This is a genomic window from Saprospira grandis, from assembly GCF_027594745.1.
Lineage (GTDB): Bacteria > Bacteroidota > Bacteroidia > Chitinophagales > Saprospiraceae > Saprospira > Saprospira grandis.
This window is the reverse complement of record NZ_CP110854.1, coordinates 1,634,237-1,647,500: the sequence shown is the minus strand read 5'-3', so window position 1 is coordinate 1,647,500 and position 13,264 is coordinate 1,634,237. Positions and strand designations below refer to the sequence as shown.

General features: G+C 48.3%; 5 protein-coding genes and 3 rRNA genes (1 of these 8 only partly in view). 6 read left to right on the top strand and 2 right to left on the bottom strand.

Annotated elements, in window-relative coordinates; translation table 11 throughout:
• The 6 genes from OP864_RS06525 to OP864_RS06500 form a co-directional block, all read left to right on the top strand.
• A 23S ribosomal RNA gene (locus OP864_RS06525) occupies positions 1-1,998 on the top strand; it begins 815 nt to the left of the window's first position.
• Between the two features lie 108 nt (positions 1,999-2,106).
• Positions 2,107-2,215, top strand: a 5S ribosomal RNA gene (rrf, locus tag OP864_RS06520).
• Positions 2,216-2,296: 81 nt separating this feature from the next.
• A 5S ribosomal RNA gene (gene rrf, locus OP864_RS06515) occupies positions 2,297-2,405 on the top strand.
• A gap of 346 nt (positions 2,406-2,751) precedes the next feature.
• A complete protein-coding gene (locus OP864_RS06510) occupies positions 2,752-7,587 on the top strand; it encodes an MG2 domain-containing protein (protein ID WP_270100443.1) in 4,836 nt (1,611 codons plus the stop codon).
• Between the two features lie 400 nt (positions 7,588-7,987).
• Positions 7,988-9,271: a TonB-dependent receptor gene (locus tag OP864_RS06505; RefSeq protein ID WP_270100442.1), complete on the top strand. Its 1,284-nt coding sequence runs from the start codon at positions 7,988-7,990 to the stop codon at positions 9,269-9,271.
• Entirely contained in the window at positions 9,272-9,808 is a 537-nt protein-coding gene (locus OP864_RS06500; RefSeq protein ID WP_270100441.1) for a hypothetical protein, read from the top strand. It begins immediately after the preceding gene.
• A 54-nt stretch (positions 9,809-9,862) separates the two neighbouring features.
• On the opposite strand, the gene hutU is transcribed toward OP864_RS06500, so the two are convergent.
• Positions 9,863-11,881, bottom strand: coding sequence for a urocanate hydratase (gene hutU, locus OP864_RS06495; protein ID WP_270100440.1), 2,019 nt, complete (start codon positions 11,879-11,881; stop codon positions 9,863-9,865).
• A 91-nt stretch (positions 11,882-11,972) separates the two neighbouring features.
• A complete protein-coding gene (locus tag OP864_RS06490) occupies positions 11,973-12,869 on the bottom strand; it encodes an FISUMP domain-containing protein (protein WP_270100439.1) in 897 nt (298 codons plus the stop codon).
• Positions 12,870-13,264 lie beyond the last annotated feature (395 nt).

Here is a 13,264-nt window from a genome sequence, read left to right as displayed (position 1 = left end):
GAGTGTCTAAGAGGTAGAGCTACCAATAGGGCTAGGGGGAGTCAAATCCTACCAACCCCTGATGAACTCCGAATGCTTAGACATGTTACCGAGCAGTGAGGCTGGGGGTGCTAAGGTCACCAGCCGAGAGGGGAACAACCCAGACCATCAGCTAAGGTCCCAAAATAAACGTTAAGTTGACTGAACGAGGTGGAATTGCTATGACAGCTAGGATGTTGGCTTGGAAGCAGCCATTCATTTAAAGAGTGCGTAACAGCTCACTAGTCGAGTGATTCTGCGCGGAAAATACTCGGGCATAAAACGTTTTACCGAAGCTATGGATTCGAAAGAGTGGTAGGGGAGCATTGTAGTTGCGCTGAAGGTGTACTGTGAGGTATGCTGGAGCGACTAGAAAAGCAAATGTAGGCATGAGTAACGATAAAATAGGTGCAAGACCTATTCGCCGTAAGACCCAGGTTTCCGATTCTATGTTAGACAGAGTCGGGTTAGTCGGACCCTAAGGAGTAGCCGAGAGGCGAATCCGATGGAAAATCAGTTAATATTCTGATACTTGTATATTGGGCGAAGCGGGGACGGAGTTGACGGTCATCTGCTCACTGACGGAATAGTGGGCTAAAGTGTGGAGAGAGGACAGTAGTGAAGTACGCTGTCTATTTGAAGCACGATAGTACTTGGATCTCATTAGAGAGAAGAGCTAAGATGTTAGTCAGCTTCCAAGAAAAGCCGCTAAGCATTAACTAATATACAAACCGTACCGCAAACCGACACAGGTGGTCGAGGAGAGTATCCTCAGGCGCTCGAGTGATTCACGGCTAAGGAACTAGGCAAATTGGACGCGTAACTTCGGGAGAAGCGTCGCTCTGAGTAATCAGAGCCGCAGTGAAAAGGCCCAGGCGACTGTTTAGCAAAAACACAGGACTCTGCGAATCCGAAAGGAGAAGTATAGGGTCTGACACCTGCCCGGTGCCGGAAGGTTAAGGAAGGGGGTTAGCGTAAGCGAAGCTCTTGACTGAAGCCCCGGTAAACGGCGGCCGTAACTATAACGGTCCTAAGGTAGCGAAATTCCTTGTCGGGTAAGTTCCGACCTGCACGAATGGTGTAACGATCTGGGCACTGTCTCGGCCGTGAGCTCGGTGAAATTGAAGTATCGGTGAAGATGCCGATTACCCACAACGGGACGAAAAGACCCCGTGAACCTTTACTACAACTTAACATTGTCTTTGAGTAATTGATGTGTAGGATAGGTGGGAGACTATGAAGCTGGTGCGCTAGTGCTGGTGGAGTCGTCCTTGAAATACCACCCTTTAATTGCTTAGAGACTAACCCGGTGGGGGACATTGTTAGGCGGGTAGTTTGACTGGGGTGGTCGCCTCCTAAAAGGTAACGGAGGCTCCCAAAGGTTCCCTCAGCATGGTTGGTAATCATGCGAAGAGCGTATAAGTACAAGGGAGCTTGACTGTGAGACAGACAAGTCGAACAGGGACGAAAGTCGGGTTAAGTGATCCGGCGGTTCTGCATGGAAGGGCCGTCGCTCAAAGGATAAAAGGTACTCCGGGGATAACAGGCTGATCTCCCCCAAGAGCTCATATCGACGGGGAGGTTTGGCACCTCGATGTCGGCTCGTCACATCCTGGGGCTGGAGAAGGTCCCAAGGGTTGGGCTGTTCGCCCATTAAAGTGGCACGCGAGCTGGGTTCAGAACGTCGCAAGACAGTTCGGTCTCTATCTGTTGTGGGCGCTCGAATATTGAAAGGATTTGACTCTAGTACGAGAGGACCGAGTTGAACAGATCTCTAGTGTACCAGTTGTGCCGCCAGGTGCATGCTGGGTAGCTATATCTGGAAAGGATAAGCGCTGAAAGCATCTAAGCGCGAAGCCAACCTTAAGATGAGTATTCGTTGAAGAGACCTGGAAGATGACCAGGTAGATAGGCTATAGGTGGAAGCACAGTGATGTGTTAGGGAGCCAAGTAGTACTAATTTCTCGAAAGCTTCCTTTTTCTTTCTTTTTTAAAAGAAAGATCGATAATCAACGCACTTTTAAAGTTCTATTACTTTCCTTATGTCATAACGATATAGAGTTTGTCCAAAGGGATGAACAAAGATTTAATGGTGGTCATAGCGAGGGGGAGACACCTTTTCCCATTCCGAACAGAGCAGTTAAGCCCCTCAGCGCCGATGGTACTACGAAAGTGGGAGAGTAGGTCACCGCCAACCTAATCTATAAAGCCTGTACAGCAATGTACAGGCTTTTTTTATCAAAAAAAATAGCTCATCCAAAGGGATGAACAAAGAGTTAATGGTAGTCATAGCGAGGGGGAGACACCTTTTCCCATTCCGAACAGAGCAGTTAAGCCCCTCAGCGCCGATGGTACTACGAAAGTGGGAGAGTAGGTCACTGCCAACCTCATCTATAAAGCCTGTACAGCAATGTACAGGCTTTTTTTTGTCTAAAAAGGAAGAAGGTTTTGGCCAGCGGCTTTGCCGCCAAAGAGTTGCAAGGTGACTGCTTATAAAAAGCTGCGTAAAGGGCGTAATTGAAGAGGCAGTAGAGGAGCGAAGCGACTGGCCTAGCGATGCGGCGGGGTGGCCATCAGGCCAGACCGAGTTTTTGAGCGCAGCGAAAAAACGAAGGGCCGAGCAGACCTGCGAGCCCCAAAGCGTAGCGCCGCAGCTTTGCTGCGGAGGCCCCAAAAACAAAAAAGCACACATCAAAAAATCAGTAGGCTGCATCTAGTAAAGAAAAAGAACCTATGCATAAAATTATTTACTTCCTCCTCTTTCTAGGACTATATAGCTCGGCTTGGGCACAAGAGCGACCCTACAGCCAAAAAATAGAGCAATACAATGAAATCTTGCCCACAGAAAATATTTATGCACAAACCGATCGCAGCTATTATGAACCAGGGGAAACTATTTGGTTTTCAGCTTATTTACTTGACCAAGAGCTGCTAGCCAGTAAGTCGGAAGTGCTAGAAGTGGAATGGCTAAACCCTAAGGGACAGGTCGAGAAAAGTTACCGCTTGCCCGTACTAAAGGGCAAGGCTAGAGGAGACTTTAAGTTGGATAAAGATGCCAAAGGTGGAATTTATACGCTTCGGCTAAAGACTAATTGGCAAAAGAATTTTGGAGATCAACAGTTTGTTTTTGAGAAAAAACTCACGGTCCAAAACCAATATTTACCTGATCTATTGATGAAGCTAGATTTCTTGCGAGAGCGCTATGGAGCAGGTGATTTGGTGCAGGCCAAATTGGATGTACGCACACCCCAAAATGAAGTTTTGGCCAATAAAAAGCTAAGCTATGAGATTTTTCTAGGAGGGAAAGTCTGGAAAAAAGGCAAGGGCGAGACCAATGCCATGGGGCAAAGCCAAATTCAATTTGAACTACCCAGCTCCTTGGAGGCCTCTGAAGGCTTGCTCAATGTCTTTGTAGAGCATGAAGGCAAAAGAGAATCTATCGGGCGAAGTATTCCATTGGTCCAAGATAAAATCCAGCTGCACTTTATGCCCGAAAGTGGCGACCTCATGGCGGGTTTTAAAAATCGCTTGGCCATTAAATCTCTAGACCTACAAGGCCAGGCCGTAGATATTGAGGCTGTGCTATTGAATGCCGCCGGAGAAGAATTGCAAGCCTACAAAAGCTATCATCAGGGAATGGGCGTTTTGGATTTTGAGCCTAAAGCTCAAGAACAATATCGGCTAAAAGTGCTTCGTCCCGTACAACAAGAGTTTGACTTGCCCAAGGCCCTCACTAAAGGACTTAGCTTTAAGATCTTGTCTCAAGACGAAGAACAACTAGAACTAGAAATTTATAGCAGTAAAAAACAAAGCATCTGCCTGTTGATGGTCCAAGATGCAGGCCTTATCGAAGAGCGTGGAATCGCGCTGAAGGCGGGCAGCCAAAGGTATAGCTTGCCGCTAAAAGATTGCAAAATGGGCATCGCCAAGATTACCCTCTTCAATCAGGCAGAGCAGCCCGAGGCCGAGCGCCTATTTTTTGCCACAAAGCAAGCAGGTCTGCAAATCGAAATTGAAACAGATAAAGATAAATATGCCATTCGCGAAAAGGTCAATCTAAAAATTAAGGTGAAAGATGCAGCAGGCAAGCCCGTGCAAACGCAGCTCTCTTTAGCCGTGGTCGATGATAAGTTTTGGAATCTGGACCAAGATAAAGCCGATAATATTCTTTCTCATTTCTTGCTCTCTAGCCAACTAAAAGGCAAGATCCAAGAACCCGCTTTTTACTTTGAGGACAATAACCCCAAAGCAGATACCGCCTTAGATTATCTGCTTTTGACGCAAGGCTGGCGCCGCTATAACTGGCGGCAAATCATGGCGGCAGAGCCCCAAGTTAAATTCATGGCAGAAGATGGAAAACGTCTGGCCGGACAACTGTTTTTTAATGGAGCGCCTTTGGGCAATAAGTCGCTAGGCGTTTATCGCAATGGAGATAAAAAACTACTCGCAGAGCTCAAAACAGATGCAGAGGGCTTTTTTGTCTGGGAAGACTATGAGGGAGAAGATCAGCTCTTACTAAAAACAAAGTATAGAGGCTTTTTACTAGAACAAACGGTTTACCCCAAGAACTATCATACTTCTCAGAATAGAGAGCCCGTCTATTTTCAAAGACAGCTTTTCCGCACACTCCAAGATAAAAGCGCCTATTATAGCCGTAAAAAAGTGGGCAGCTCCTCAGATCCCGCTGTCCTCAAAGGGATGATCTTTGATGAGTATGGAGAGCCCTTTGCTTTTGCTAATGTTGTCTTACTAAAAGCAGGAACAGGTCAGCTAGTCAAAGGAACCTCCACAGATTTTGATGGGAATTATAAATTTGATGGAATTACTCCTGGAATTTATGACCTCAGGATTACTTATGTAGGCTATCCTAAAGGCCTGATTAAACAGCTAAGAATTGGAGGTGGTGAGCAGCTACGCTATGACTACTATTATTCAGATTCGGATCTAGATTTAATGGAGGTGGCTGTTGAAGAGGTGCGGATTCTAGAGTATAGTGTTCCACTGATAGAAACCGATAATACTACTGCTGGCCAAACATTAGGCGCAGAAGATATTCGAAAAATGCCTACTCGTAATATTGCGAGTATTGCCGCAACTACAGCAGGGGTGAACCAGGCAGAAAATGGCGAGGAATTAAGTCGAGGAAATAGGAATAATGATATTGTTATTAAAGGAATAAGAGTAATTGATGGTGCGCCACGACCAGCTCCAGTAGAAAAAACTCCAGCAGTAGGACAAGAAACAAAACTGAACACAGCTAATCTAAACGAGACCAGCAATTACCTCAATCTACAAAGAGCAGAGGGACAGCTTCGTCCCAGCCCAACAACCGATAAGTTGAGCCAACCTCAAATTACCGATACCAAAACGACGATAAAAGGAATAACTGCAGAACTTAGCCAGCAAGGCTGGGCTGAATTTTATCAGAGTCAAAGCTTTTACGCTCCAGATTATAGCCCTTATTTAGCCGCAAAAGAGCGCTACGAAAATATTTCCGTGGAGCGAACCGACTTTAGAAATACCCTGTACTGGAACTCTTTGGTCGAAACGGATGAAGATGGAGAGGCAGAACTCTATTTTTATAATTCTGATGCACTAACTACTTTCCGCATTATTACGGAAGGAGTAGGCGGACAAAAAATTGGTCGCCAAGAAAAAACCTATAGTGTGCAGTCTCCTTTTCAGCTACGGGCCCAATTGCCCAAAGAGCTGATTGTTGGCGATACCCTCCGCTTGCCCGTCTTTTTGATTAACCAAACCGATGAAGCGCTTTCAGGCAAGTTTTATTTGTCGCATAGCGAGCAATGGCAACCGCTATTTAGTCGAGATACGCAGAAATACAATATTCCTAAGGATAGCTTTTTGCGCCTAGAGCTGCCTTTTGTGCTCAATTATAGCAAAAACAGAGACCTCAATATGAAGCTGAGCTTTTTTGCTTCTGGCCATAAAGATGCTTTAAAGCTAAAGAGCCGACTCAAAGCTAGAGCCTTTCCTGTAGCCATTAGCCAGGCCGATAAACAACTGCAGGCGAGCTATCAATTGAATATTGATGAAATGAAGGAGGGCTCTATGCAAGCCCAAATTACCGTTTTTGGCAATCCGCTCATGCAATTGCAAGCGACCTTAGAAGGCATGATCCGCCGCCCTTATGGCTGTTTTGAGCAGGTTTCTTCCAGTACTTATCCCAATATTTTGGCCCTACATTTATTAGAGTCTACAGGCCAACTCGATCCCAAAATAGCGGATCGAGCGCTGGGCTATATCCAAGAGGGCTATAATAAATTGGCGGGCTATGAGTCTGCTGGCGGTGGCTTCGAGTGGTTTGGCGCCTCTCCTGCGCATGAGGGCCTCACGGCCTATGGCCTAATGGAATTTAAGGATATGGCCGCTGTGGCGCCCATTGTCGATGAGGCCATGATCGAGCGTGCCCGAAGCTGGTTGCTCTCTCGTCGAGATGGCCGTGGTGGCTTTTTGTCTGCTGCTGGCTATAATCATGGCTGGGGCAAATCGGAGGCGGTAAGCAATGCCTATATTACGATGTCTTTGGCCTATATTGGCGAAAAAGGCCTAGATAAGGAGCTGCAATTAGCGGCCCAAGAGGCTAGCGCTAGCCGCGATTTATACCGTCTGGCCCTAGTGAGTTTGGCCCATTTTTATGCTGGCAAAAAGGCTAAGGGCAAAGAACTTTTGGCTTTGCTCCAAAAGAATATGACTGACCTCAACAAGTTAAAGGCCGAGCATTCGATTACTTATGCGACGGGCCAAAATCTTCGTCCGCATATTTTGTCTTTGGCCATTTTGGCCCATTTGGAGGTGGGCGATCTGGCCGCCTGTCATCCCTTGGTCAATGCTTTAATCAAAACAAAAGGCCGCTATTATTTTGGCGATACCCAAGGCACGGTTTGGTCGCTCAAGGCCCTAACCGCCTACGCCTTGGCGCAAAAAATACAGTCTGTAGAAGACGGAAAACTGCTTGTTCATCTGAATGGGGAGCTGCTCCAAGAACAGGCCTTTAATAGCTATGAGGGCCTAACTTTAGCCATGGATAGCTTGGCCAAAAAAATGGCCCTTGGCCAAAATCAAATTAGCCTGAGCTTTGAGGGCTTTAGCCGAGCGCAAAGCTATATGTTGGAGCTCAATTGGCTAGAATATACGCCACCTACGGCCCAAAATGCGCCTATTTCAGTGGCTACTCGCTTGGCCAAAACGCAAGCGCTAGAAGGGGATTTGCTCCGTTATGAGGTCGAAATTAAGAACGAATTGCAGGACAAAGATGCGCCCACACCTATTGCCATGATTGGGATTCCCGCTGGCCTGAGCTTACAATCTTGGCAGCTCAAGGAGCAGCAAGAGGCGGGCAAATTTGATTACTACGAGATTTTTGACAATTATTTGGTCCTCTACTTTAGAAAAATTCCCTCGGGCCAATCTAAAAAGATACTTTTGGACCTGAAAGCGGAGCTGCCTGGGCATTTTACGGCCCCCGCCAATTCGGCCTACCTCTATTATCGCCCCAATGCAGTATTTTGGGAAGCGGGCCAAAGCATACAGATCAAAGCAGCCAATTAAACGATTTTTCTTTTGGGGCTGCCCCTTCCGCCGGGTTGAAACCCAGCGCAAAGCGGTATCGCTTTGCGAAGCGATACAAAATGAGGGTTGAAACCCTCATGAATTATTGGGCGGGTCGGGCTGTGTCGTGGCTCGCAGGTCTGCTCGGCCCTTCGGCGCTTGCAGCGCCTTGGTCTGCGGCTGCGCCGCACCACTTTCCATCCCTCAGCCTGCGGCCCTTCAGGCCTGTAGGACGCCAAAAGTGGGCCTTGGCCTAGCGATGCGGCGGGGTGGCCCGAAGGGCCAGACCAAAGGCGAAACGAAGTGTAGCCTGCAGGGCCGAGCAGACCTGCGAGCCCCAAAGCGTAGCGCCTGCCGAAGGCAGGAGGCCCCCCAAAAAATATATATATACAGATAGCAGATGAATAAACTAATACCCTACTTTTTTCTCCTTTTAGTTGGACCAATTTGGGGGCAGAGCCTATCGGAGCCTGCCGTTTTTCAGCATTATTTTAAAGATGATTTGCGAGCCGCTCGTTTGTATACAGATGCGGGTTTGGGTAAATATTTTTGGTTGGCCCAGCAGCGGGAGCCCAACCTAAATTACTATGGTTTTGATGACTATAGTTTGGACCATGATGGGGCTTTTGGCAGCATTTTGCTCACGCCCAAGCATCAACCTCGTTTGGGGCTAGACCTTATGGGCAGCCATGCTGGAGAATTTAATGGGGCTTTGCGCAGCCGTTTGGATGTGGATGCCATGCAGGTCAGTTTGGATGTGCAAGGACAATACCTGAATCAAATTCGGGATGCAAATGAGGATGGCTGGCAAGATCAGGCCCAAAATCAGAGTTTTTATTTAGACAATAGCTGGGATGTTTACTCGGGCCGCTATCATTCCAATAACAATATCCAGTTTTTGAGTTTGGCGCAGCAAGAGGGGCGAACCGCCTTTTTGCAGGGAGATACGATGGCTTATGGGCAAGAACTCAAGTTGCAACAGCAGCAGCTCAGTAGCCATCATTTGGTAGGTTTTCGGACCAAAGACTTATTGCTCATCAATTTGCAGTATAAGGACCATATGCAGCAGCGAAATTGGGGCAAGCGAGAATATGAGGGGGAAGAAGTGCGCCTAGAGGTGAAGGCCCGCTATGAATACCACCTCAAATCGGAGCTGGATATTTTTCGGATGCAGCTGGATGTGGTCCAAAATCGCTTTATTGAACGCTTAGACAGCCAAGATTTTAGACGAGCTGAACGGCTTTTGGGCGGGGCAGTAGGTTATGATACTTATTGGGGCCCAAAATGGCAGTTGATTACGCATATGCAGTTGCATTACCATAATTTGGCGGGCCCGCAATTTAGTCCACAAGTTAAATTGAATTACCAAATCCATAAGGAGATCAAGAGCAACTTTTTTGCTGGTCGCTCTTGGCGCTTTGCCAATCCCTTAACCGAATATGCCGATTTATTGCGCACGGGCCGCCGCATAGCAGTAGATAGCGATTGGCAGGCCGAAGAACTCTACTATTACGGCTTTGCCTTAGATGTTTCGCATTGGTGGAACCTTTATTATGGGCCATTTGGATCTTTTCTCTCCCAGTTACAGTTCCGTTGGCGGCAGCAGCTAGCCCCCCAAGAAATGGTCGTCAACTTAGATGAAGACCCCTATTTGCTTAGCTTTGACTATTTAGATGAGGGTTAAATGGGCCTGCGAAATAGCTTAGAGGTATCTGGAGGAATCAACTTTTCAGAGCCCTCTCTTTCCCTTAACTTTGACTACCGTTATAGTCGTCGTTGGAGCTATATTGCAGATCAGCGTCGAGAGTTGCCCCTTTATAGTCGCCATCGGTTGCGCTTAGCGACTCGTTATGTTTGCCGCTTCCGAAATTGGCTAACGGAGCGACCTGTTTCTCTTTTTACTATAGAGTCTATTCTATACTTGCAATCTGGCCAACGACTACCGAGTTTGGGCGCTAGGGGAGAGGCGCCAGAAAGAAGCCCGGGTTTTAGTCGCTGGGATATGGAGCTAGAGTTGCCTTTCAACCGCTGGTTTTCAAAGTCTAAGTTCTTTAAGCAAACAGGATTTAGACTAGGGGTACAGCAACTGCTCAATCGGCAACAAAAAACGCTGATTTATGGCGCAGAAGATCCTTTTTCTGCAGATTTTGAGGGCGGTTATCAGTGGGGGAGTACTGTGGGTAGACGATTTTACCTTCATTTTCGCTATCAGTTGATGTAGCAAGCAAAAAAGCCTAGTATCATCTGATACTAGGCTTTTGTTTAATGGCTAAGACTACTTGAAAAGTTGGTCCAGTAGGTCCTCATCGGCTTCTTGGGCAAGGGTAACTTGCAAGCCTGGAGAACGCTTCATTTCCTGCTCAATGGCAAAACGGGCGTGGGGGTTTCTGGCCCAAGCACGGCGGGCAATTCCGTTATTGACATCCCAGAAAAGCATTTGCTGTAATCTGCGATCCGCTTCGGGACTGCCATCTAAGAGCATTCCAAAGCCACCATTGATGACCTCGCCCCAACCTACACCACCACCATTGTGGAGAGAAATCCAAGTAGCTCCACGGAAGGCATCACCCACAAAGTTCTGTACGGCCATATCGGCCGTAAAGGCCGAGCCATCATAGATGTTAGAGGTTTCCCGATAGGGCGAATCTGTTCCAGATACATCATGATGATCGCGCCCAAGGACCACAGGCCCCATTTTCCCTTCAGCAATGGCTTGATTAAATGCTTGGGCAATGCGAATGCGACCAAGGGCATCGGCATAGAGAATACGAGCCTTAGAACCTACCACCAATTGGTTTTCCTCGGCGGCCTTAATCCAGCGAATGTTATCCGCCAATTGCTGGCTAATTTCTTCTGGCGCATCTTGGACCATCTCTTCTAGCACCTGCGCCGCTAGCTGATCGCTAAATTGCAAATCTTCCATTTTTCCAGAGGCACAAACCCAACGGAAAGGACCAAAACCAAAGTCGAAACACATCGGCCCCATAATATCCTGCACATAAGAGGGGTACTTAAATCGACCATCAGGCAAACAAATATCAGCCCCCGCTTCATCACGAGCCGCCTTGAGGAAGGCATTACCATAATCAAAGAAATACATCCCTCTTTCGCTCATCGTATTGATGGCCGCTACATGTCGGCGGAGAGTGGCCTGCACAGCTTGAGCAAACTGCTCGGGCTGCTCACCCATCATCTGCTTGGCCGTATCAAAATCCATATCAATAGGGTAGTAGCCGCCAGCATAAGGGTTGTGCAAAGAGGTTTGGTCGGAGCCTAGCTCTACGTTTACATTTTTCTCTACCAAATATTCCCAAAGGGCAACTACATTGCCCTGATAGGCCAAGGATACCGCCTCTTTTTTGGCTCTGGCGCTTTCTATCCGCTCTACTAATTTGGCCAAATCAGTATAGACCTCATCTACCCAGCCTTGCTCATGTCTTTTTTGAGTGGCAATGGGGTCGGCCTCCGCTACAACGCCAATGGCGCCAGCAATAACAGCCGCCTTGGCCTGAGCGCCCGACATGCCGCCTAGACCCGCTGTAACAAATAACTTTCCGCCCAAATCATCGCTGCCTTGCAAACGCCCCGCATTGAGGACCGTAATGGTGGTGCCATGCACAATCCCTTGTGGACCAATATACATATAGGAGCCTGCCGTCATTTGACCATATTGGGTGACGCCTAAAGCATTGTAACGCTCCCAATCATCTCCCTTAGAGTGGTTGGGAATCATCATGCCATTGGTGACCACCACTCTGGGCGATTCTTTGGGCGCCGGAAAGAGCCCCATCGGATGACCAGAATACATCACTAAGGTTTGCTCATCAGTCATCTCCGCCAAGTACTTCATCGTGAGGCGATATTGGGCCCAGTTCTGAAAAACAGCCCCATTGCCCCCATAAGTAATCAGCTCATAAGGGTGCTGGGCTACCGCTGGGTCCAAATTATTCTGAATCATCAGCATGATGGCCGCAGCCTGCTTAGATTGATGGGGATATTCCTCTATCGGACGAGCATAAATGGCTTGCTTGGGCTGGTAGCGGTGCATATAGATGCGGCCATAATCCTTGAGCTCTTGCATAAATTCAGGCGCCAATTGAGCATGCAAATGTGGCGGAAAATAACGCAAGGCATTTTTAAGGGCCAATTTTTTCTCCTCCAAATTAAGGATGTCCTTGCGCTTGGGCGCTCGGCTGATGCTGGGGTCCATTTTTGGGTATTCGGGCAGCTCTTGCGGAATGCCCGCTAGTATTTCGGCCTGAAAGGCCGTTAGACTGGCGTTGTCTGTTAGCATAGTTCTGTTTTTTTATATGAAATAGCTGTTTTCTTCATTAGGGCTAGGAAAACCTAAGGCCCAATACTAACGTACTGGGCCTTTTTTGGTTTTAGTCTTGCACGCAGCGACAAGCGGCAAAATTAGATTGGCTATAACTGGCCCCCCTCATGTTCTCATCATCATAATCTAGAATTTTATAATGGGCGTTCTGTGTGCCATCGGCCTCACTGCTCCAAAAAATTCCATATTCGCTGAGGCCCCTAAATTCGCCCTGAGCCGTAAGATAATCTCCAGCGGCAAAAACCTTGAAGCCCAAGGCATCAATGCCATCGCTAGAGAGGATCCAGCCAGAAGTCGCTTTGAGCAAACGAGCTGGCCCTCCCTCATCATAGGGGAGGCTTTGGACCAAATTATTCCATTCGCTCAAACTAGGCAGATGAAAACCAGCGGGACAAACCGAGTTGGCTGTATTCCAAGTATACAAACGACCGTAAATAGTGGCTGGAAAATCGGGATTAACCAAGGAGCCATTGGCCTGATAACGCAGGTTTTCGCCCATCCAGATTTGGCCCCCCATTTCGCTCAAAAGATAAAGCTGGTTGTCTCGACTATCTTCGAGGTAGGCGGGTTGGCCAAAAAACTCTAGGGCGGGGCCATTTAAGCCATCTACTTCGGCCCGAACTTTTTGGCTGCGGTTTTCTCGGCCCAAGGTCCAGTACATCTGCGCCACCCCATAGCTATTCGTTTTGCTGCGGGCCTCAAAAGCGCCATTATCAAAAGTACCGTTGCCAATGGCAATCTGAAAACTGACCTCCACATCTTCTAGGGGCTCGCCCTTATTGTTGGTCACCCGAACCTGCAAGGGTTCGTTTTGGCGGGCGCCTAGGGGCGTTTCTTGGTTGTTGCCTGCAAAAATGCTCGCTTCTGCGGGGATATTTTTGGTACAGCTTCCCAAAAGAAGGAGGGAAGCAAGCAGGAGAAGGGGAAAATGGCAGCTAATTTTCATGCTAAGGGCTAAATTTAAAAGGAAAATATCTGTTTTTTGATGTTTTGGGGCTGCCCCGCCCTGCGGGCGGGTCGGGCTGTGTCGTGGCTCGCAGGTCTGCTCGGCCCTTCGGCGCTTGCAGCGCCTCGGTCTGCGGCTGCGCCGCACCACTTTCCATCCCTCAGCCGTCGGGCCTTCGGCCCTCTAGGACCAGAAAAGGGCGACCTAGCTTAAAGATAAAATTTTTGGGGCAGAGCAAAGCAGTCCAGGCCAAAAAATGGTCCAGTTGGCCTGGCGAAGCCAGGCTGGCCGTAGGCCAAATGGCCCAGCGCTGCGCAGCGGTGGCCCGAAGGGCCAGACCAAGGAGCAAAGCGACGCAGGGCCGAGCGAATAGCGAGCCGCGGAGCCTAGCGGCG